Consider the following 23,555-nt stretch of genomic DNA (forward strand, 5'->3'; position numbering starts at 1 on the left):
GATTCATTGATTGCTTATTATTGCTTTTTAAAAGAAAATTTTCGTCGTGCTTTTGGATTTTTGAAAATTAGTAAAGCTATACAGATAATTAGTGAGATGATTGATATAGTCATACCTAATTTGAAGTAAGGTGTAACGTAAGTCATTTCGATTACATGTGAACCTTTTGTAATTGGAACACCGATAAAGGCAGAATTCGCTTTCGTAAATTCTGTTTCTTTTCCATCAATTTTTATAGTCCAGCCTTTACTATATGGGACAGATAAATATAAGAGCCCGTCTTTATTTGATTTGATATCCCCTTTTAAATAATTGTTCTTATAATAAATATTTTCAAGCCTATTTTCAGTTAGTTTTTTTGTTTCTTTTTGTATACTTTCATAGTTTACAATATTTGCTTGCAAGTCACCTAATTCATACTCACCTGCCATATCAATAGAGATAGTTAGGTTTTCTGGACGCTCATTGCCCAAATTGTAAACAAACCTTTCTAACGGATAAGAGTATGCACCAGCATCGTCCCCTTTTCCTATCGTTTTTCCATTAACAGTTGCATTGAATGTGCCTGCATTTTTTAATTTTAATTCTATCAGTAGATCACCAGGTGTATCAGGATAATTGATAGGTACAATCATATTTCCAAAGCCATGAACAATTAGTTTATTTTCTTGTTTTTCCATGTTTTCGAATTTTGCTTTTTCCGTTTTAATAGATACTGCCTTTGATTTGAGGTCTTGTTTATTAAAATGGTTTAATGAAAATTCTTTTGTATTATTAACGACAACAGCATGTAATAATAATTGATCACGCTGAGCGAAGTTTAATTTAGAAAATTCTTCTTCACTTATAGCCGAATCATATACATATCCTAACGGTAAAGCATAGTCATTTTTGTAAATATTATATGGTCCTACTTGCTGTAATAGTTTATATCCATAAGGTACATTCTTTGAATCTGTATCAGCACTTAATACGCGATATTTTATACCTAGCATATTTTCGAGTAGTAGTCGACTATCAGCTTGATAAAACATTGAAGGTGTATCGTACATTTGGAATACGCCATATTTATTTTTCATAAAGTCATGGACATAATAATTAACCAAGCTTTGATACGTACTTACGCCATGATATCCTTGTAGCATTGGTGTGTTATATTCGCTATATGGATTAAGAATACGATAAAAGTCTTTATCATTTTCTTGTATGTAGCGAATTGCAGCAATTTCTTCTTGATTATCATAGCCTGGTTCGTGTAACTTTTCAGTTGAAATCTGGCTCTGTCCGTAAACTGTGCTAAGTATATTATTCGCATACATATAATTCATAGAAATTGTGCTAACGAGTACATTCAATACAACTAAAAATTGTATGAAAGGTTTAGAAATATAACGCCATAAACATACTGTAATAACAGAAAGAACGACAGTTCCGAGTAAAATGTTATCAACGTCTTGTAAAGGTTTATCAGTTACATTTATATTTGCCTTTCTATAAAATGCATAAATGAATAATCCAATAGACACTAATAAACTTATTAAATAAGGTAATTTGTAGTCTTTCTTATGAATAATCATCCAATCTAGAATGTATGCAATTGTTTGGGCAATTACAAATACAAATAAATAAAACCATCTAGATTGCATTGCTGAAAAACCATTAAACATAGAATATGTATATGGAAGCATAAACAGAATGAACATGAATAACGTAAAGAATACTTTATTCTTTACGAGTTTATCACGTATAAACATTCCAAATACGATTAAGAATAAAATTAAAGCTGGTAAAGCTAATTGATGATTTTCAGCATTATACATGAAGAAAATATTTTCCATTAAATCTTTATAAAATTTATCTTCAAATAATAATGGTATCTCAAACTTTTTTGATAGTCGATCAGCGCTAAATACGGCATTAACTGATGGGAGGAAGCAAACGGCGGCTAAACCGAGTGATAATCCGTACAATAAACCGATTCTAATATAATAAGTTAGAAAAGAGACAATCGTTTTATTTTGTTGTGTCGCAAAGTATTGGAATAATGCATAAATAAATATGAAAATACTTGTGATAAAAGCAAAATAAAAGTTTGATGCTAACATTAAAGTAGCAGCGATTAGGAAAAGGCCGTGCTTCTTTTCAATAATATATTTATCAAGTCCCCATATTACTAATGGTAAAAATACAATGGCATCAGCCATGAAATCCCATAGTAAAGAGTGGCGGATGAAAGTAATACAGCCACCATATATAATAGCAGCAACAAAAGATGAGAATGCTGTTTTATTATGGTAACGTAAAGAACCATACATGAATACCATAGCTAAAAAGTTTTTTAAAATACTCATGTATAATTTCACGTCATATACTTGCTCAAGACTTAGTTTAGGTAGTAACAGTGTAATCCAGAAAAACGGTGATGTGCTGTAATAATAACTAAACTCTCCAAATAAATCTCCACCTAATCCATAATCAAAAGACCAAAAAAGGTTGCCATCTTTAAAGGCATGTTGTAGAAGAAACGTAAAAAAGCCAAATTGACGTAACGCATCCCCTGTACCAGAAAAGGCTTGATTAGATGTTAAAAAGAAATAATGAAAAGCAAAAGCGCACAATAATAATATTGGCATAATTATCATTGTTTTCTTGGAAAAGAATTTATTATTCGGCTTTATGCTCATAAAAATTGATAATCCTCCTTTGAAAGTCGTTACATGTAGCAACTAGTTTTTAGGTAGCATATAAAAACACACCAATTTTTAAAGGTGTGTTCTTTAGTTTTAACATGAGAAAATATATATTTTTGTTGAAGCATATATATTTTTACAAGCGTTGAAGTTCATAGTTTACATGTAATTTAGTATAAGGCATTTTCAGAAAGTAAGTCAATTTGAGCTGGAATATATAGCATTTTTTTACTGAAGAAAAATGATGGTATATAAAAAAAGCAAAAAGCTTTTCCATTTTTAAATAGGAAAAGCTTTTTGCTTTTAAGCATGTTTGCGAATGAGCTTTTGTTTTATAAACCCTAAAACAAATCCACGTATTTGAGGATCAATTCCAATTCCAATTATACCGTATAGTATACCAGTAAGAGTTAAAGCAATTAGTGGCGGTAAGTTGATTAATGCAATTCGGTATATACCGTAACTAATAATAAAGGCTAAGGAATTAAATATAATTCCTTTAACTAATAATTGCATGCCTTTACGAATAAAGAGGGTAAATCCGATTAATAGTGTAATTTCGGTAAGGATAGCTGCGGCAGCTGCTCCCATCATTCCATATTTACTACCTAATACAATATAACCTATGATGGCAACAACTAATCCAATAGTCATTGTTGTTGCACGTTTCCATTGCTGGCCAATAGTTGTTAAATTATCGGCTAGTGGATAGTTAATTGATTGTAAAATAACCATAAACGCTAGAATAGCAAGAGCGTCACCGGCGGGAGCGTATTCTTCTCCTAATAAACTAACAATCCAGAAACTTGGATCCGCAATAAAGGGGATAGAAATTCCCATTCCTAAAAAAGACATAAGTTTTAATTCAAAACTTGATAATTTTCTATGTTCTTCAATATTTTTCTCATTACCAAAAGCAAAAAGCCTTGGATAAAAGGCCGCTGCAATTACCCCAGGTATTTGATATAGTACAGCAGGTATTTTAGATGCAGCACCAAAGAATCCAACTTGATTATACGTTGAAACCTTTTCTAATATAATAGGGCCCAATTGTGGTAAGAGCATAATGATGATGCCATTGATTGTAAAAATAAGTAGTTGATCTAAAATGCCTTTATCCCAACCCTTATGGACCTTCGTATAACGTATTGTCATTATAAAGGCGATAACACCTGTTACAAGACTAGATACCCCGTACATGGCAGCAACCATCATAAGTGACCATTGGAAAGACATCCCTAGTAATAGGGCAGCAGCAGCAGTTACACCTTGTAGTACAGAAATAATAGCTGTAAATTGCATGCGTTCTGTTACTTGGAAGTAAGCCATTCCAACACCTTGTAAGGTTGCTCCGAACATTGTTGGTAGAACAACCCAATATACCATCGTGCGTAAGTAAGCATCGGGATAGAAGAACTGGGCAAAAATAGCGAAAAGTACAGAAATTACGATAGCTAATATTAAACGAATACGTAAGTAACTACTTATTAGCACGCTAATATTAGCATCGCTTCTCGTTCCTTCACGCATAAACGTATGTGTTAAACCTGCATCTGTAAAGTAACAAATAACAGCTGAAACTGCTAACGCAGTTGTAAACATACCGTAATCACTTGGAGAAACATACCTTGCAAAGAAAATTGTTGCAATAGCCAGTACAAAACGGACAGTAATGTTTCCTACAAACAGGTAGGATGCGTTTTTTAGAATTTTATTTGTTTTCATGAGAAAAGACCTTTCTATTCTTTAGGACCCGGTTAGCTTGTCCTATTTGTAAATTTGATTTGTTCACAGAAAGAGAGAGTATCGTTATATTTTCAGTTTAAGAAAACAGAGATTTAATTCGTACAAACCAAAGCATTGCATATAGTTTTTTACTACGCTTTCCATTCTTTGAATAGATTTTACGGCAATATTTCCTTATATCTTTTTTGATTAATTGAACTTGTGATTTATCTAATCGAGAGTTTTCTTTAATATATATACAAGCGTTATTGATGACTGTATAAGGGAATAAATAAGTCTCAAGAATCTCAATCAGTGACTGAGGGTCTTTTGTAATGAAATCTTGAGATTTGTTATGTACCCAATCTTTCATACGATTGAATACTTCTAGCTCTTTTGTCGTTTTTAATTCATAATCTTTATACTTAGAAGAAAGATTTCCTTCTGATAAGATTCTATAATAAGTTAAGTATTCATCGACATAACATACATTTGTCACACTCATAAGTTTAAATAAAAACTCTAAATCTTCGCCCCAACTACATCCTGGTGTAAAACGAATGTTATGATTCATTACGATGGATCGTTTGAAAATCCAAGTACTTGTTTGAGCCACAACTTGATGTGTTAGGAATGCTTTTGCCATATCACCTTTAATAAAGTTTGTTGTATGTTCAACCTTCTCGCCTATTTCTTCGTAGAAATTCATATAACCACAATAGCACGCGTCCATTTCGTTTTTATGCATACTTTCGACTTGCTTCTCAATTTTAGTTGGATGCCATAAGTCATCACTATCAAGAAAAGCGATATATTCTCCACTAGCATTTTCAATACCCGTATTACGAGCTACTGAAACACCTTGGTTTTTTTGATGAACGTATTTTACTTGCCCTGGATATTTTTCAGCAAGGTTTTTCACAATAGAAGGTGATTGATCTTTACTTCCATCATCTACAATTACAATTTCAATGTTTTTATATGTTTGATCTAGTATTGACTGCATCGTTTCTTCAATATATTTTTCCGTGTTATACAGGGGTATGACAACAGAAACAAGTTGCTTTTGTTCCATCATAGAATTTTTATCTCCTCAAGTTTTTTATGTCTTGCATCATATATACAAGCCTTTTGGAAGGAAGAAGATTACAAGAACATCTGTATAAGTTTAACGCATATAAACTTTGTAAATCAACTTTCTATTGTTGTACTTTGTATAAAAAGTATTTATTATAGAACGTATTGTGTTGTAAAAATATAGAAATATATTTTGAAAATTATGTATCTGAAGGGAGAAGATGAGATGTTAGGGCGATTTACTCGCAAATCTAATATAATCCTTTTAGGGATTATTATGATAGTCGGTTTTGCACTTCGTTTTGCAACTTTACAAACACATGGTGCAGATCTATCTATAGCTAGCGATGATATAGGTTATCAAAAAACGGCAAATATTTTATTGGAAACAGGGATGTTAACATATCATGAACCAGATAAACCAACGATTCATATTATGCCGGGTTTTCCAGCTTTATTAGCTGTTGTATTTTATTTTTTTGGAAATGGAAGTGAAGGTCTTTTTGTAGCAAAATTAATTATTATCCTATTAGGGGTACTTAGTATTTTGCTAACTTATAAGATTGGTACTTATTTATTAAATCCCGCTGCAGGATTAATAGGTGCTTTCTTATTAGCTGTGTATCCTCCAGAGATTGTTATGGAAAATTTAACTTTAACAGAAGGGCCGTTTCTATTCCTTTCATTAGGATTAGTATATTGGAGTTTAAAATTAGCTGATACTCATAAAACGAAACATCTTCTGATTGTATTAATTTTCTACTTTTTAGCACTGTACCTCCGTGTACAAATTGCCTTATATCCAATCTTACTATTTGGGTATCTTTTAATGAAACGCTACCCATTCCGTATTATGATGAAGCAAGCGATTATAAGCATAGGAATAGGACTTATCGTACTTGGACCATGGTGGGCTCGCAATTACATTCAATTTGATAAATTTATCCCACTAACTGCTGGGGCAGGGAATCCGTTATTACTTGGAACGTATCAAGGGAAAGGTTACCCAGAAGGTAAGGATATGGGGGAACTTGAAATAGAGTTACATGCAAAATACCCTAATCTTGAAGCACATGAATTTATGGAATTAGAAGAAAAAATAGCGATTGATAAAATGAAGGAATGGTGGAAAACTGATAAGGAATCTATGATAGAGAGTTATTTAGTTTTGAAGCCAGAAATTCTTTGGAAAAAACCGTATTATTCTATAGAACATAATATTGAAGTATTCAATGTTTCTGCAAAGGATATGAATGAAATATATAATTTTATTAAGACGACGTTTTTAATATGTACAGTACTTTCATTTATTTTCCTTTTAAAAAGGTGGAGAGAGACTACATTTTTATGGTCAATCCTTTTATTGCAAACAGCTTTAACATGTTTTTATGTTGCATATGAACGATATGCATTACCGTTAATACCATTCTTATTTATTATAATTGGAGTTGGGACCGTGGCAACTGTTATGAAAATTAGTAAATTATTAATTAGAAAAAAATAGTTTGCAATAAAAAACATCTTAATTTTTTAAAAAAATTAAGATGTTTTTTTGTATATATTCATATTTAAATAGAAAACTATTCGTTATCGGTTTCAGGCTGCGTTACTTTTAATTTTTGCTTTAATAACGCATAATCTTGCGTTAACGTTACAAGTTGATGATGTAATTTAGAAATTTTTCTTGTTAAGTCAAAAATTAATATGAAACAGAATAATAGTCCAAATAAGAATAAGACAGATGGAGGATATTCTACGTGTAATAGTTGGCCAATCCAATTTATAATTTTTTCAGTAGAACTTAAAATAGCCATTGCAACACAAACAAAAATCCATAAAATAGCATATTTAGTTTCTAAAGCTCCACGACGAATGGAATTAATAATTAATAAAAATAATAATAGAATGAAGATAAATGAAAAGGTAATTATAGGCATTTATTATCAACCTTTCACAATTTTTTGCATCAATATAGCAAGGCTTACTTTAATCATGTAATATGCAGATTTAAGAGGTGTGATAGAAGATTGTCCACCTTGACGCTCTTGCATATTTACGGATATTTCATTAATGCGTAATTTTTTCTTTTTTAAATGAATAAGGACTTCTGGTTCTGGATAATCTTTTGGATAATTATGTGCAAAAATCTTAATTACTTCTCTATTGATAGCACGATACCCAGAAGTTGGATCCATAAAGGTTTGTTTTGTTAGTACTTTCAGTAGAGCAGTAAAATAAAAAATACCAATTCTTCTAGAAATACTACCTTTATAGGCTGTTTTCTCTGTAAAACGTGAACCTAGCACCATATCGCATTGGTCTTCAGCAATAGGTTTTATAATTTTGTACAAATCATCAGGATTATGTTGCCCATCAGCATCGAACTGAATCGCAATATCATATCCATTCTCATAAGCGTATTTATAACCAGTTTGTACAGCTGAGCCAATACCTAGGTTATATGGTAAGTTCACAAGGTGAACAGGAAAATCATTTACGATTTGAGCTGTTTTATCATGTGATCCATCATTAATAACGCAAATGCTTAATTCTGTAAAATGCTGTTTTAGTTTTAATAATCTTGTTAATGTATCTGCAATTGCTTCTTCCTCGTTATACGCAGGAATAATAATTAACGTTTTTGGTATTGAAATTGGTACCTCAATAGACATTATCGCACCATCCCTTATATACTTAATTATATTATAGTTATTTTTAAACGAACCTTATCTAATATACCATTAATAGTATAGCAAAATAAAGGAAAAACTGGTGGGTTATTTTAGGAGACGCACAGTAAAGAAAAGATAAGAGCTAGAATTTTTTACAATAAAAAATACATGCAAGGATGAAATAAACCTGTGCATGTATGAAGTGAGAGTATCGTATTATATATTCCATGGCTTACTTAAAGTTAAAACTTCAGCCATCTCTTTACTTTTTAAACGTCCCTTTTTTCGGTTTTCCGCGCGTTCTAAACCGGTTGTGTGTAACCAATGTTCTTCCTGAGTTTCAGGGAGTACTTGTGGTACGGACGAAGGTTTTCCATCTTTTATAGCCACAAATGTAATGAAGCAAGTAGCAGCAATTCTACGCTCGCCTGCTAATAAATTTTCTGCGATTACTTTTACGAAAACTTCCATTGAAGATTTCCCTGTATAACATACAAATGCTTCATAACAAACAGAATCAGCTTGGTGAATTGGAGTTAAAAAATCAACTGAATCAATAGATGCTGTTACGCAATGTTTACGACTATGTCTTGCAGCCGCAATCGAAGCAATACTATCAATTTCTGCTAATAATTTCCCTCCAAAAAGTGTTTGGTGATTATTTAAATCGTTAGGAAAAACACGTGTTGTCTTAATTGCTTTAGATTCTCGCATGAATTTCTTTTCCATATATTCAGCCCCTATAGTCTGTTTTCAATCAGAATAATATGTGTAAGCGGATTACTCATATTAGATATTTAATGAAGTAAAGTGTATTCCAAAAGAGGATTATTTAAACTTCTGTATTTGTATTCATGTAACTGAAAGAAAATTTATTTTATCTAAAATGTAGTGTAAAAGAGGATTCGCTTACATTGCAAGTAAAAAGTAATGGCTATGTATTTGTCATAGAAATTCTCTATCAGCCGTGTACTCATTCATGATAGAATCGTTTTGTTATGAATGGAAATAGAGGTGCAATGGACATATGAATCATATACAAACAAATTTTTCATCTTTCTTCAATAAAATTACAATCGGTGCGATGCTCGCATTTTTTGTTTATAGTTGTTGGGCAGCATTTGAGACAAGTAAGCAATTTTTTGGAGGAAGTACAACAAGTGTAACAATCATATTAGCAATTTTTATCATACTCATTTTGTTAGTGGCATCAATTCTACAATATCGTTTTACAGATAAACAATTTCTTATTTTTCTTATAAGTATATCTATAGTTGTGAGACTTAGTATGCTGTTATTTGTAGACGCTCCAATAATTGGTGATATGAAAGTGATCTATGAGTCTGCAAAGCAGATTGCAATTGGTAATAATATAGAGACTGTAACTCATTTACCTTTTATTATATATGAGTCAGTAATTATTCGTATATTTGGTGATACATTATTCGCTTTACAACTATTTAATGTGTTATTTTGCGCAGGAACCGCATTTTTTATTTATCGTATTGCAGCAATGGTTTTTGGAGAAGAATGCGGTCGTATTGCTTCTATCTTTTATGCTCTGTATATTCCAAATATATTCATGAGTTCCGTATTAACTCCTGAGTCACTTGCAATATTTTTATTTTATTTTGCTTGTTACATACTTTTATATAAAGGATTAGATCATCCTTATATGTGGGTATTTTCAGCGATTTTATTTGCATTTAGTAATATGATTTTCCCAATGGGATTATTTCTTCCTATTTTTATCACGGTATATGTATTATTAATCGAAGTATTTCAATCAGCAACGAAACAAAAGGTGTTACTAAAGATGATAGGGATACTTATTCTATTTTATAGTGCCCATTTTGGTGTGAATTATGGAATTAAGACAATGGGAATGTCACAATATACGATTGCGAATGAGACGTATGTTCAATCTGTTTTAATTGGAAAAACGCAACATGAAGAAAAAATATCGAAAAATCAAAGTGTAACAGAGCATATTGATCAAAAGTTAAAAGAGATTGAGGGAGAAAGATTTAAACTTTTAGAACCGATGATAAATCAGTTTTCAGATGAGGGGATAAATTCTATTCTTTTCAAATATGAAAAACTGATATATATAGCCGTAACATTGTTTATGACTATAGCTCTATTACACTTCCTTATTAAGAAACAACAAAATGAGGGATATATGTTGTTCTTATTTTTAATTAGTGGATACGTATTGTTAAAGCTCTTCCAAGTAGATATGGCATATTACAATGTAATTATGCCAGCATTGTTTATTTTGCAGAGCTTTGGTGTTTATATGAGTTATGTGTATTGTCAAAAAATATTTTTCAGAAAATAAAAAGAATCCATTCTGGATTCTTTTTTTTGATGGAAGATGAAATTTAGTAGTTAGTACAGATGAAAAGTATGCTTGACTACTAAATTTCATCTTATCGATTTAGTTCTAGTTGCAAATTATCGGCTGTTAGAGCCATTTGTGAGGAATCATCTTGAATTCCTTTCATTACTTGTGAAATAGCTTGTAGTTCGTGTTCAATTTTCTTATTCTGTTCTTTTGAGTTAGACATATCTTTTACGATTTCTTGGAAGTATCGATCTGTTGCCGACATACTATCTGTTCCTTCCGATACGAGAGAGCTAATTTGTTTCACAGAAGACGAGACACGAGTAATTTGTTCATTTGTTTTTTCGACGAGCTTTGTAACGTTAAATATAGATTCTTTCGTTTGCTCTGATAATTTTCGGATTTCGCCAGCAACAACAGAAAACCCTTTCCCAAATTCTCCAGCACGTGCCGACTCAATAGCAGCATTTAGTGCGAGTAAATTTGTTTGCTCCGCAATCGATTTAACAATATCTATGATTTCATTAATTTTGTTAGAAATATTGAGAAGTTCATGAGTATCTGTAATAATCGTTTCCATATTCATTTGAATAGATCCCATTCGTTTGTTTTGCTGGTTTAATTGTTCTTTCCCTTTATTCGCTTTTTCTTCAGATGTTGTAGCTAATGATGTACCTGTTTTAGCAATCTCTACAATAGTTTCAGATTTGGCGGTTAGTTTTTGAATAGAAGAGCTTGTTTTTTCAGATACAGCAGCTAGTTCTGTTGCGATATGCGTAATTGTCATAGCAGTTAATTCTTTTTCTTTCTCATGCTCTTTTTGCATTCTTTCATATTCAGATTCATAAGCTGCAAGAACAAGTTCTTGTTCAAGAGTGAATAATTTATTTATAACATTTATAGAATATGAAAAATCATCGATTGTCGTTATTTTTGTTTGCAAAATCTTCATGATAGAGCGGAATAATTCTTGATAAGCAGCAGTATACCATTTTCGATGTAAACCAATTTGTACATGCCTTTTGGCAATCCTAACACGCTGTTCAATAAAATCTTCATGCATATTGCCGCTGAATAATTCTTTAATATGTGTTTTTAAAGTTTGTTTTAGTTTTGGAATAGAGCTATAACGCTCAATAATAGTAATTAAATTAGGTTGTTTTGTAATGTTGGCATAGAATTTTTCAGTAATCCAATCAATTTCTGCATAAATAAAAGGCTGTAGTACTTTTACAACTTGTAAATCTTCTTTTGAAATATGTAGCATATCCATTTGAATTTTTAATTCAGAATTAGTAGGTACATTAAAAGTTATTTGTTGGTTCTTACTTAATTCGATTATACTGGCATTTGTTTTATTAATATTTTTTTTGAAAACCCCAAGCATCATTCTTCCCCCTGTATATAAAACGTTTTCAATTTTAAAACTAATATAGAGTAATTATATATGCTTATATATAATTACTCTATATTAGTTCGTTGAATAGTATATAAATTAAGAGAATTCTATCTAGAATTCTCTTAATGGCCTTTATTAATTTTAGCATGTGTTTTAAAGAAAACAGGGAAATGCACATTATATATTACAGTGACGACACGAATAACGAATGTTACTAATAAACAAACATAGAAAGCTAATACGTGCGCCCCCATAGCGTGTGTAATTAGGAAGCTAATTGCTCCTAAGATAGAAGCGATTGCGTAAATCTCTTTTCGGAATACGTAAGGGATATCTTGAGCACAAATGTCACGCAAAATACCGCCTCCAATACCTGTAATGACTCCCATTGAAACAACTAGAAATGAGGCGTCAACATGATGTGACATTGCCGCATTTGCACCAATAGCTGTAAAAACGCCTAAGCCAACAGCATCAGAAAGCATAATAACGACTTGAAGTTTATTGATACGCTCAAAAAACATACAAGTAAATAATGCTGATAATACACTTACGAAAAAGTAAATGGGTTTTACAAATGCGACAGGGGGCAGGTTACCAATCATGATATCACGAATAATACCGCCGCCGAGCGCAGTGGCTACAGCTAAACAAAGGACACCAAATAAATCTAAATCTTTTTTTAAACCAACTAATGTACCAGAAATGGCAGCGGCGATAATGCCAAGAAACGTAAATATATCGATTAATAACATGGCCTTAATCCCTTCCTCTTAAAGATGTTCCAGAGAAAAAATATACACTAAAGTATTGGAAATAACAATTACTTTTCGCTACATGTAGAAAAACGGATAAAATTCATAAAGAAAGCGTTTGAAAATGTTTGGAAAATAACCATAAAGTAATCTGAAAAAGATATGAAAAGATTAATTTTACATTTTTTGATGTTGTTAATTTGGTGAAATATTACAATTAGAGGTGAGATATTTATATTTGTATAAAATGATAAAAAAATATGTATATACTGACAAAAATAAGGGGATGGTTGTTAGATAGATTTTGTAAAAATAGGGGAGTATAGCTAAAGGACGATGATTTTTATTACTTATTAATACTTGTCCTGGCTAGTTTTAGCTGGAAAAATAGTTCTCGATTTGAATATGAGTTATGTTATAATTGCTAGGTGTGTTTGAATGATAAAAAATTATGATTAAAAGATAATGTTAAGATTTTGTATGGAGGTCTTGGAATGTTAGCAAATCAAGCTAGGGTTAGATTTGAGCATTTTTTGCTCTTTTTTATTATTTTACAGCCTGTTTTAGATTTATTAACGTCTCTTAGCATCACTTTATTAAAGTCAAATGCTACCGTTGGAATTTTAGTAAGATTCCTTATTATGGCTGTTGGTGGTATTTACATTTTAATTCAGGCAAAAGAGAAGGAAAATAGAAAGTTTTTAATTTATCTTATATTATTAGCCGGAGTTTTAGGGATAGGGTTTATTAATAACAAACTAGTTAAAAATCCTATTGTACTTGGTGAAGAGGTTAAATTCGTTGCGAAAGCATTGTATATATATATCATGCTGGGATCATACATTTTAGCTTTAAAATCATTGAAAAAGACAGTTAATATTAGTGATAAGGTTCGAAATAGTATTGTATATTCTACATTAATCATTAACGCAATTATGGTTATTTCTATTTCAACATCTACTGACTTTGGTAGTTATGAATGGATGAAGGTTGGTTCTCGAGGTTGGTTCTATGCAGGGAATGAACTAGGTTCAATCTTAGCTATTATTTTCCCTATTGTGGTACTATATTCTATTCAAAAAACAAAGAGCTGGAAACACATTTTATATTGGATTCCATCACTTTTAATGATTTATTCGCTAATTCAAGTCGGTACAAAAGTTGGAATGGGCTCAATTGGTGCTACGTTAGGGGCAGCAATCGGAATCATTGTACTACAATTATTATTTGATAGAAAAAATCCGAACAAAAAATCCCTTGCGCTTAATGCAGTAATTGCTATGGTCCTATTAGCTGGTGTAGTTGGGACGTTTAAACAAACACCATTAGCACAAAATATGGGTATTCACAATAATTATTTATCAGAGCAAAATGTGGCACAGCAAGGTCAAAAAGAAAAAGAAATTAAAGAGAAGCTGAAAAAAGAGCAAGAACTTAAAGCAAAAGAAGAAAATCATCATAAAGTTGAAAAGCCAGAAGAAAAGGCGAAGATAGAAGAGGAAGTCAAGAAAGAGCTTGAGAAAGAGCAAAAGAAAGAAAATCAAGAAAATCTTATTTTCAGTGGACGTCAAGTATATGAAGAAAGACATAAGCAGTTCTTTAAAGAAGCGCCAATGTCACAAAAGTTATTAGGAATGGGTTATGCAGGTAACTTTAAATACAATGAACAAAAGCAGCCAGATCCAAAACTAATTGAAATGGACTTCCATGATTGGTTTTATGATTTCGGGATTATTGGCTTTGTATTACTAATGATTCCATTTATTTATTACGGGCTAAGAATTTTACTAGCATTTGCTACGAGATTTAAGGACATATTCAATATAAAATATGGAATGATTTCAGCAAGCTTATTGTTAGCGTTAGGTATTGCTTATATTGCAGGACATATTTTAACAGCACCAGGAGTTGGAATTTACTTTGTAGTGGTGTTAGCTTATCTAATAGTAGACCTAGAAATTGAATGATAAAAATAAAAGCTAACTTTTGTTAGCTTTTATTTTTTAGTACAGTAAAATAAAAATAGATGGAAACGTAGCGAGGATTTAAAGGAGGAAAAAATATGAGAATATTGCATATGAATGCAGGAGCAGAAGATGGGGGAGGGAAAACACATATTATTTCACTTCTCGATCAGTTTCCAACTGGTGAAGTAGAATTAGCAGTATTTGAAGATGGAATTGTTGCGAAGGAAGCAAGGGAGTTAGGGATAAAAGTCCATGTGTTTTCACAAAAATCGCGCTATGATTTATCCATTTTAAAGAATATAAGTGAATTTATTAATAAAGAAAAATTTGATGTAGTTCATACACATGGCCCTAGGGCTAATTTCTATGTTTCTTTAATGAAAAAGAGAATAAAAGCAAAATGGGTAACGACTATTCATAGTGATCCATTTCAAGACTTTACTAAACAGGGCTTAAAAGGTTGGATTTTTACGAAATTAAATTTGAAAGCCTTAAAAAATATAGACTTATTTTTCGTTGTAACAAATAGATTGAAAAAAAGCCTGGCAGCATTAGGTATTTCAAATGAAAAGATGCATGTTATTTATAATGGAATTGAATACGATAAGGAAAAAGCAGAAGGCTATAATAAAAAAGAAATGTTCAATATTGATGAAGATGTATTTACAGCAATCCAAGTAGCACGATTACATCCTGTCAAAGGACATGAAGTTTTATTCGATGCGTTACAACAAACAAAATTAGAGAAAATTAAAGTATTATTAGTTGGCGATGGCCCATTAGAAGAAAATCTAAAGTCATTAGCTACTGAAAAAGGGATTAACGATAAAGTAGAGTTTTTAGGACATCGTCAAGATGTAAAACAATTATTTGCGTCGTCACATGTAAATTTATTAACTTCCCATAGTGAAGGGTTCCCACTAGTTTTATTAGAAGCGGCAAATCAACGCGTACCATCAATTGTGACTAGGGCTGGAGAAATTGAACCATTAATCGTAGATGAAACTTACGGATGGATTGTGCCAACAGGTGATGGAAAGGCATTAGCATTAGCTTTAGAAGAAGCGTATGATAAGTGGAAAACTGGAGAGTTAGCAGCAATGGGTAAACATATTTATGAGCATGCTACTATGAACTTCTCACTTCAAAAACTATATGAAGATACAAAGGAAACATATAAGCAATTAATAGCGAAAAACTTGTAATGATAGAGAGGATAGTTAACTATGGCAGTACAAACAGTTGATATTCTAGGCGTTCCTTTTTCTACAATGACAATGGATGAAACGGTCCAATATTTAAAAGAACAACTAGAAGCGGAGCGAACTCATACGTTTCAGGTAGTAACAGCAAACCCTGAAATTGTTATGTGCGCAAAAAAGGATGAAAAGTTCTATCAAACATTATTGAATACAGATTTAATTACACCTGATGGTATTGGGGTTGTAAAGGCAAGCGGGATGCTTGGTACACCTTTAAAAGAACGTGTAGCAGGTTTTGATTTAATGTGTAATTTACTTGCGAAGTTATCAGAAGATAGTAAGCCGGTATCTGTTTTCTTATTAGGTGCAAAGCCGCATGTTGTACAAGCTGCAGCAGATCATTTAACAAAGACATATTCAGCTGTATCCATCGCCGGTATACAAGATGGTTATTTTAAACAAGAAGACGAAGAGAATATTATTTCTCGCATTCAAGAAGCAAAACCAGATTTATTACTTGTTGCACTTGGTTTCCCGAGACAAGAGAACTTTATCCAAAACAATAAGCATCGTTTAGAAACGAAAATGGCTGTTGGAGTGGGTGGAAGTTTAGATGTATGGGCTGGAGAGGTAAAACGTGCACCAAAATGGATTCAAGCGATTCATTTAGAGTGGTTTTATAGATTATGCAGTAATCCAACACGCTGGCGTCGTCAGTTAGTATTAGCGGAATTTTTAAAAGAAGTAATGCGTTCGAAAAAGTAGCGAAATATCGCTGCTTTTTTTATTTGTTCATTTTTAATAAATTGAAACTTTAATCAGTGAGGCATCCCCACTGATTATTAGCTCTCACCAATCGGGATAGACGTTTTACTTTTTGGGAATGATGAAGGAGAATTTTTTACACAAAAGTATTTTACTTATACAATTCACACATGTAAAATGATGTGTAAAGACACCTGTGTGAGGAGGACTTCTAGTGGGCAAGGTAAAAGAAATTTCGAAGCGCAAACTACTTGGTATAGCTGGGCTTGGATGGCTATTTGATGCAATGGATGTTGGAATGCTTTCATTTGTAATGGTAGCCTTGCAAAAGGATTGGGGATTAAGTACGCAAGAAATGGGCTGGATAGGCAGTATTAACTCAATCGGTATGGCAGTAGGAGCGCTTATTTTTGGGATACTATCAGATAAAATAGGGCGGAAATCAGTCTTTATTATTACATTATTGTTATTTTCTATCGGTAGTGGTTTAACTGCATTAACAACAACACTTGCAATGTTTCTCCTTTTACGCTTTTTAATTGGTATGGGGCTTGGCGGAGAGCTTCCAGTTGCCTCTACACTAGTATCAGAGAGTGTTGAAGCGCATGAGCGTGGGAGAATTGTTGTGTTATTAGAAAGTTTTTGGGCAGGTGGATGGCTAATTGCAGCTCTTATCTCGTATTTTGTTATTCCTAAATATGGTTGGGAAGTTGCGATGGTATTGAGTGCAATTCCAGCACTATATGCTTTATATTTAAGATGGAATTTACCGGATTCCCCAAGGTTCCAAAAAGTTGAAAAAAAGCCATCTGTTATTGAAAATATAAAATCAGTTTGGTCTGGGGAATATCGTAAAGCAACAATTATGCTATGGATTCTATGGTTTTGTGTTGTCTTTTCCTATTATGGAATGTTCCTTTGGTTACCGAGTGTAATGGTGCTAAAAGGATTTAGTTTAATAAAAAGTTTCCAATACGTACTTATTATGACGTTAGCTCAACTTCCAGGATATTTCACCGCTGCTTGGTTTATTGAACGTCTCGGTCGTAAATTTGTTTTGGTTACGTATTTAATTGGGACAGCTTGCAGTGCTTATTTGTTTGGGGTTGCGGATTCATTAACAGTATTAATTGTGGCAGGTATGCTACTATCCTTCTTTAACTTAGGTGCTTGGGGAGCATTATACGCCTATACACCTGAGCAGTATCCAACGGTTATTCGTGGTACAGGTGCAGGAATGGCAGCAGCATTTGGTCGTATCGGTGGTATCCTTGGGCCACTATTAGTGGGATATTTAGTTGCCTCAGAAGCTTCACTATCATTAATATTTACGATTTTCTGTGGATCAATTTTAATTGGTGTGTTCGCTGTAATAATACTTGGACAGGAAACGAAGCAACGAGAATTAGTATAAAGTGAAAATTTAAACGTATCCTGGATCGTTTATCATCCTACACTACTCGGCTCTTTATAGGCAGTTAGTACGGGATAAAGGGGGAGAGGAAACCGAAGTGGTTTCCTTTTTTCTGTTTTTTTAGATAAATAATGGTATAGTAAGAAAAAGGGATTATTTCTTATAAAAGCGAATGTATACAACAGGACATATGGACAAAGAATTAGGTGGTTGAAGAAATGAAAATTTTACTGATTATGGAAGAGGCAGAAGAGAGAAGAGAGTTAGCTGAAAATTTCACTGAAAATATGAGAAATGTAGAATGTTTTGAAGCAAAGACAGGAACAGAATCTTTATTTATGATGAAAAAACATATACCAGACTTTGTTTTTTTAAGTTCCAAATTACTAGATGGTACTGGTTTTGAATATGCAAGTTTATTACGAGAAATAAATTGCTATACAAAATTTATTTTTGTAGGTGAAAACATAGAAGAATCTATTACAGCTTTTCGTTTCCAAGCATTTTATTATTTATTGCGACCATTTCGTGAAGAAGATTTACAATTTCTTTTATATAAAATAGGTAAAGAACAAGGTGAGAAAGCAAAGAGTTATTTGCGAAAACTACCGATAGAAAGTCAAGAGGGCATACGATATATTCTTCCAGAAGATATCGTATATGTAAGTAAAAATAAAGAAAATAAAACTGTTTCAATTTACACAACGAATAATCAGTATATTTCAACATATACACTTCAGGAATTAGAAAATAAGCTAAATGCATATGATTTTTTACGTGTACATAAAAGCTATTTAATTAATATGTCATATGTAAAAGAACTGAAACCTTATTATAATGGCACGTATAATTTGTATTTAGATAGGTATGATGAGCAACCGATTCCAGTCAGTCGTAATTATGTAAAACGCCTTCGAAATAACATTGAATTATAGTAGATAATGAGAGTATTTTAACATGATAAACTGAAAATCCTTCATGATAGGGAGGATTCAAGTTAAATATTCAGAAAATTTAGTACAATCTCCACTAAGAAATAGTATTGGGGGAATTGTATGTGAAGACATTGAAATCGATCTTACTTTGGGGCGTTATTACAGCAGTAGGAGCAGGTGCTTTTGGGGTAATAGCTTTATCACAAGGTGAAACCATTAATGCTGTATGGCTCTTAGTAGCTGCCGTATGTGTATATGCAGTTGCTTATCGCTTTTATAGTAGATTTATAGCGAGAAAGGTTTTTAATTTAGATGATAATCGGCAAACACCAGCTCATACATTAAATGATGGGAAAGACTATGTTCCAACAAATAAGTGGGTATTGTTTGGACATCACTTTGCAGCGATTGCTGGAGCGGGACCTTTAGTAGGACCGATTTTAGCGGCACAAATGGGGTATTTACCAGGGACCATTTGGATTATTGTTGGGGTAGTTGTTGCGGGGGCTGTCCAAGATTTTGTTATTTTATTTGCTTCAATGAGACGTAATGGTAAATCGTTAGGAGAAATGATTAAAGATGAGATTGGACCTGTTACAGGACTAATTGCAATGATAGGTATTTTAGGAATTATGATTATTTTATTAGCAGTATTAGCGTTGGTCGTAGTAAAGGCACTAATAGGAAGTCCTTGGGGAATGTTTACGATAGCAGCAACGATTCCTATCGCTATTTTAATGGGAGTTTATATGCGCTATATTAGGCCTGGTCGTGTTGGAGAAGGATCAGTAATTGGTATTATCCTACTTATTTTATCTCTTGTTGGAGGACAGTATGTAGCAGAAAATCCAACACTTGCAAGTATGTTCACATTTAGTGGTGAAACAATTGCTATTATGCTTATTGTATATGGATTTATTGCATCTGCATTACCAGTTTGGATGCTTTTAGCACCACGTGATTATTTAAGTACATTTTTAAAAGTTGGAACAATTGTAGGGTTAGCAATCGGTATCTTAATTGTAGCACCAGATTTACAAATGCCAGCAGTTTCGAAATTTATTGATGGAACTGGTCCTGTGTTCTCTGGAAACTTATTCCCATTCTTATTTATTACTATTGCTTGCGGTGCAGTGTCTGGATTCCATGCTCTTGTTTCATCAGGTACGACGCCGAAGATGATTGAGCAAGAGGGACACGCACAGCCAATCGGTTATGGAGCAATGTTAATGGAGTCGTTTGTAGCAGCGATGGCGATGATTGCAGCTTGTGTATTAACACCGGGAACGTATTTTGCAATTAATAGTCCCGCAGCACTTATCGGTACAGATGTCTCGCAGGCAGCTCAAGTTATTTCCTCATGGGGATTTGCTATTACACCAAATGAACTAAAAGATCTTGCTGTAAATGTTGGAGAGCAAACGATTTTATCACGTACAGGTGGTGCGCCAACATTAGCGATAGGTATGGCATATATTTTCTCACAAGTAATAGGTGGAACGGCCATGATGGCATTTTGGTATCATTTTGCGATTCTCTTTGAAGCCCTATTTATTTTAACAACGATTGATGCTGGAACGCGTGTCGGCCGATTTATGATTCAAGATATTTTAGGGCATGTATATAAGCCATTTGGGAAAACGGATTCTACATTAGCGAATGTAATCGCTACAACGTTATGTGTATTAGGGTGGGGATATTTCTTATACCAAGGGGTAATAGATCCGCTCGGTGGAATTAATACATTATGGCCACTTTTCGGTATTGCAAATCAAATGCTAGCAGGTATTGCATTATTACTTGGAACGACAATTTTGTTCAAAATGGGAAAAAAGGCGTACGTTTGGGTAACACTTATTCCAACTGTCGGGTTGCTGATTGTAACAATGACGGCGGGGTATCAAAAGCTATTTCATGAAAATCCTAAAATTGGATTTCTATCGCATGCAAAGGTATTTCAGAGAGCATTAGATGAGGGAAAAGTGTTAGCGCCAGCTAAAAATGTCGCTCAAATGAAGCAAATTATTTTCAATGATTATATTGATGCAGCGCTTTGTGGGATTTTTATGATAGTTGTAATCGCTGTGTTAATTTCAGCACTTCGAATTTGGATACAAGTATTAAGAAATAAGCCAATGCCGTTAAAGGAGGCACCATATATTCCGAGAGATGAAAGTGAGTCGAGGAACTATGCTTAAAAAGCTGTGGCAAGTATGGAGGGAAAGAAAACGCTTTATTAGTTTGCTCGTTGGGGTACCAAGTTATGAAGTATATGTGGAGCATATGAAAAAGCATCATCCTGAAGAAGAGGTTGTATGTCAAAAGCAATTTTTTGCTGAGGCACAAGAAGCAAGATTTAACGCAAAGGGTGGAAAAATATCACGCTGTTGTTAATGAAAAAGGGCGAGTTTTCGCCCTTTTTATTTTTTGCTGTTTCACGTGGAACAGCAAAAAATAAATAAAAACTTTGGGAATTATAGGGATTTCGTATACAATAAAGTAAGGAAAGGGATAGATAGAAAAGTAAGGAGATCATTTTATGTTAAGGGACTTATTTGTAAATACAACAATTATTCTTTCCTTTATTTTTGTTGGAGGTCAGCTTTTAAGAGATAAGCCGTTAAAAGAAGGATTCTCTTTTGGGCAGAAATGTGTAGTAGGCATTTTTACTGGGATACTAGGTATATTACTAATGTATTTCGGTGTTCGTGTTGGTACCATCCTATTGGATTTACGCTACTTAGCTGTTATTCTAGCTGTTATTATTGGAGGGCCGATAGCGAGTACCATAACAATTATTATGATTTTAGTAACTAGACTGTTGTTTATGGATTATTCATTAGCTTCTCAAGTGGCCTTTTATACAATCATTGCGATAGGAATAGGGAGTATCTTTATTTCGCGTATGAAGCTTTCTTTAGGGGAAAAGTGGGTATGGTTACACGCATATATTTTATCTATTCTAATCCCAGCGTTATATATATGGTTAATTAAAGAGATCCACATAGTGGGATTATATTTAATTTCTAGTATTATTACAGGTTACATAACATTCATAAGTGCAAATTATGTTTTACAATCCAATGAGCTATTTCAAACGATGAAGCAATACGCAACGATAGATGCATTGACAGGTCTAGGAAACGTAAGACAGTTTGATTTAGAGATGAATCGTCATATTAGTAATAAACACTTGAAAAACGATTCACTTTGTTTACTACTTATAGATATTGACCATTTTAAGCATGTAAATGATACGTATGGGCACCCAGCGGGAGACGAAGTGTTAAAACAAGTAGGGCATATTTTGCGAGAAATGTCAGCATTTCCGGATTTGGTTTTTCGAAAGGGTGGAGAGGAGTTTGCGCTTTTGATACCAAGGAAAGGAATAGCTTATGGAATTCATGTTGGGGAACAAACTCGTATAGCTGTTGAAAAACATTCATTTGAATTGTTAGATGGAACAAAAATAAAAATTACAGTTTCGGTAGGGGTTTCAGAGTATGAAGGGGCATCAGAGCAATTTATTCAAGCGGCGGATGATGCGTTATACTACTCGAAACGAAATGGTAGAAATAAGGTCAGCTCTGCATCTTAAAGATAAGATGACCGGAAGACATAAAGCTTATAAAAAACACTCACAGAGGCAATGTATGAACCTTGTGAGTGTTTTTATTTATATATTAGACAAGTTCTTTTGATACAACGAATTTACGATATGCACCATGGTGAGTTGGACCTACGTATTCGTTAATTTTGAATGAGTAACGAATAGCAGCTGTGATGAATTCTTTAGCAGTTTTTACTGCTTCTTTCACAGGTTTTCCTTTTGCAAGTTCTGCTGTAATTGCAGCAGAATATGTGCAACCTGCGCCGTGTGTATTTGTAGTATCAATTTTTTCTGATTCTAAAAGATCGAATGTTTCTCCATCATATAGGACGTCGATTGCAGTTTCCGTACCAAGTTTGCTTCCGCCTTTAATTAGTACGTATTTGGCACCTAAAGCGTGGATTTTCTTCGCTGCTTCTTTCATGTCCTCAAGAGAATTAATTTTCACACCGCTTAATTGGTAAGCTTCAAATAAGTTTGGCGTTACAACTAATGCCTTTGGCACAAGAACGTCACGTAAGCAATCGTTCGTTTCAGGGTGTAATGCTTCATCTGCACCTTTACATACCATAACAGGGTCAACTACTACATTTTTGAAATTGTGCTTTTCGATTGTTTCTGCAACCATTTCAATAATTTCTACTGATCCAAGCATACCTGTTTTTAAAGCGTCTACGCCAACACCTTCAATTGTTGTTTCTAATTGTGGTTTTAATGTAGAAGCTGGGATTGGAAATACGTTATGTGCCCAACCGTTATGTGGATCCATCGTTACGATTGTTGTAAGAGATGTCATTCCGTATACGCCCAGTTCTTGGAATGTTTTTAAATCTGCTTGTATACCAGCACCGCCACTTGTGTCAGAACCAGCGATAGTAAGTGCTTTATTTAATGTCATTATGAAAGCCCCCTCGAGTGATATAATGAAAACTATGTTTTCACCATTATATCAATGTTACGAATAAGTACAAAGTGAAAAGTAGATGATTTATTTTAA

19 protein-coding genes and 1 pseudogene are annotated in these 23,555 nt (G+C 33.1%); 10 read left to right on the plus strand and 10 right to left on the minus strand.

The genetic code is table 11. The features are described 5' to 3' along the window. Positions 1-17: 17 nt before the first annotated feature. The 3 genes from ACTFO4_RS10340 to ACTFO4_RS10350 form a co-directional block, all read right to left on the minus strand. Positions 18-2,684, minus strand: coding sequence for a YfhO family protein (locus ACTFO4_RS10340; RefSeq protein ID WP_000023708.1), 2,667 nt, complete (start codon positions 2,682-2,684; stop codon positions 18-20). A gap of 309 nt (positions 2,685-2,993) precedes the next feature. Beyond that, positions 2,994-4,415 (minus strand): oligosaccharide flippase family protein, encoded by a 1,422-nt coding sequence (locus ACTFO4_RS10345; protein ID WP_017672922.1) that lies wholly within the window; start codon positions 4,413-4,415, stop codon positions 2,994-2,996. A gap of 97 nt (positions 4,416-4,512) precedes the next feature. Next, positions 4,513-5,493 carry a glycosyltransferase family 2 protein gene (locus tag ACTFO4_RS10350; protein WP_440013623.1) on the minus strand — a complete coding sequence of 327 codons (981 nt, stop codon included), beginning with the start codon at positions 5,491-5,493 and terminating at the stop codon, positions 4,513-4,515. Between the two features lie 225 nt (positions 5,494-5,718). On the opposite strand from ACTFO4_RS10350, the gene ACTFO4_RS10355 reads away from it, so the two are divergent. Next, entirely contained in the window at positions 5,719-6,996 is a 1,278-nt protein-coding gene (locus tag ACTFO4_RS10355; protein ID WP_017672921.1) for a glycosyltransferase family 39 protein, read from the plus strand. Positions 6,997-7,072: 76 nt separating this feature from the next. On the opposite strand, the gene ACTFO4_RS10360 is transcribed toward ACTFO4_RS10355, so the two are convergent. The 3 genes from ACTFO4_RS10360 to ACTFO4_RS10370 all read right to left on the minus strand — a co-directional run bounded on the left by ACTFO4_RS10360 (position 7,073) and on the right by ACTFO4_RS10370 (position 8,893). Beyond that, entirely contained in the window at positions 7,073-7,429 is a 357-nt protein-coding gene (locus tag ACTFO4_RS10360; RefSeq protein ID WP_001121768.1) for a DUF2304 domain-containing protein, read from the minus strand. 6 nt (positions 7,430-7,435) lie between these two features. Then, positions 7,436-8,164 (minus strand): glycosyltransferase family 2 protein, encoded by a 729-nt coding sequence (locus ACTFO4_RS10365; protein WP_000021476.1) that lies wholly within the window; start codon positions 8,162-8,164, stop codon positions 7,436-7,438. 216 nt (positions 8,165-8,380) lie between these two features. After that, entirely contained in the window at positions 8,381-8,893 is a 513-nt protein-coding gene (locus ACTFO4_RS10370) for an acyl-CoA thioesterase (RefSeq protein ID WP_000412126.1), read from the minus strand. 298 nt (positions 8,894-9,191) lie between these two features. On the opposite strand from ACTFO4_RS10370, the gene ACTFO4_RS10375 reads away from it, so the two are divergent. Beyond that, positions 9,192-10,505 carry an ArnT family glycosyltransferase gene (locus tag ACTFO4_RS10375; protein ID WP_017672920.1) on the plus strand — a complete coding sequence of 438 codons (1,314 nt, stop codon included), beginning with the start codon at positions 9,192-9,194 and terminating at the stop codon, positions 10,503-10,505. Between the two features lie 91 nt (positions 10,506-10,596). Here the strand turns inward: ACTFO4_RS10375 and ACTFO4_RS10380 are convergent, their stop codons facing one another. The 3 genes and pseudogenes from ACTFO4_RS10380 to ACTFO4_RS10390 all read right to left on the minus strand — a co-directional run bounded on the left by ACTFO4_RS10380 (position 10,597) and on the right by ACTFO4_RS10390 (position 12,665). Further along, positions 10,597-11,337 (minus strand): methyl-accepting chemotaxis protein, encoded by a 741-nt coding sequence (locus tag ACTFO4_RS10380; protein ID WP_370512974.1) that lies wholly within the window; start codon positions 11,335-11,337, stop codon positions 10,597-10,599. Between the two features lie 15 nt (positions 11,338-11,352). Then, a pseudogene (locus ACTFO4_RS10385) lies at positions 11,353-11,901 on the minus strand (protoglobin family protein); the annotation flags it as partial. A gap of 131 nt (positions 11,902-12,032) precedes the next feature. Further along, entirely contained in the window at positions 12,033-12,665 is a 633-nt protein-coding gene (locus ACTFO4_RS10390; RefSeq protein WP_000924371.1) for a trimeric intracellular cation channel family protein, read from the minus strand. Between the two features lie 494 nt (positions 12,666-13,159). Between ACTFO4_RS10390 and ACTFO4_RS10395 the strand changes: the two genes are divergently transcribed. From ACTFO4_RS10395 to ACTFO4_RS10430, 8 genes are all read left to right on the plus strand, one after another. Then, the gene (locus ACTFO4_RS10395; protein WP_000880755.1) at positions 13,160-14,632 is read left to right on the plus strand and encodes an O-antigen ligase family protein; all 1,473 of its coding nucleotides are present in this window, start codon (positions 13,160-13,162) and stop codon (positions 14,630-14,632) included. Positions 14,633-14,727: 95 nt separating this feature from the next. Further along, on the plus strand, positions 14,728-15,837 hold the full coding sequence (locus ACTFO4_RS10400) for a glycosyltransferase family 4 protein (protein WP_001221227.1): 1,110 nt from the start codon (positions 14,728-14,730) through the stop codon (positions 15,835-15,837). A 21-nt stretch (positions 15,838-15,858) separates the two neighbouring features. Next, positions 15,859-16,599: a WecB/TagA/CpsF family glycosyltransferase gene (locus tag ACTFO4_RS10405; protein ID WP_000290748.1), complete on the plus strand. Its 741-nt coding sequence runs from the start codon at positions 15,859-15,861 to the stop codon at positions 16,597-16,599. A gap of 214 nt (positions 16,600-16,813) precedes the next feature. Then, on the plus strand, positions 16,814-18,013 hold the full coding sequence (locus ACTFO4_RS10410; protein ID WP_017672918.1) for an MFS transporter: 1,200 nt from the start codon (positions 16,814-16,816) through the stop codon (positions 18,011-18,013). A 218-nt stretch (positions 18,014-18,231) separates the two neighbouring features. Further along, positions 18,232-18,948, plus strand: a complete 717-nt coding sequence (locus ACTFO4_RS10415; protein WP_000698256.1) for a LytR/AlgR family response regulator transcription factor — start codon at positions 18,232-18,234, stop codon at positions 18,946-18,948. A 122-nt stretch (positions 18,949-19,070) separates the two neighbouring features. Continuing rightward, entirely contained in the window at positions 19,071-21,146 is a 2,076-nt protein-coding gene (gene cstA / locus ACTFO4_RS10420) for a carbon starvation protein CstA (protein WP_000854314.1), read from the plus strand. Then, positions 21,139-21,342 carry a YbdD/YjiX family protein gene (locus ACTFO4_RS10425; RefSeq protein ID WP_243820885.1) on the plus strand — a complete coding sequence of 68 codons (204 nt, stop codon included), beginning with the start codon at positions 21,139-21,141 and terminating at the stop codon, positions 21,340-21,342. The genes cstA and ACTFO4_RS10425 overlap by 8 nt, the downstream gene beginning before the upstream one ends. A gap of 145 nt (positions 21,343-21,487) precedes the next feature. Continuing rightward, the gene (locus ACTFO4_RS10430; RefSeq protein WP_000942917.1) at positions 21,488-22,546 is read left to right on the plus strand and encodes a GGDEF domain-containing protein; all 1,059 of its coding nucleotides are present in this window, start codon (positions 21,488-21,490) and stop codon (positions 22,544-22,546) included. A gap of 85 nt (positions 22,547-22,631) precedes the next feature. On the opposite strand, the gene pdxK is transcribed toward ACTFO4_RS10430, so the two are convergent. After that, on the minus strand, positions 22,632-23,456 hold the full coding sequence (gene pdxK / locus ACTFO4_RS10435) for a pyridoxine/pyridoxal/pyridoxamine kinase (protein WP_000174252.1): 825 nt from the start codon (positions 23,454-23,456) through the stop codon (positions 22,632-22,634). Positions 23,457-23,555: the final 99 nt, after the last annotated feature.

Source organism: Bacillus cereus group sp. MYBKT14-1 (genome assembly GCF_051915185.1).
Classification (GTDB): Bacteria; Bacillota; Bacilli; order Bacillales; family Bacillaceae_G; genus Bacillus_A; species Bacillus_A cereus.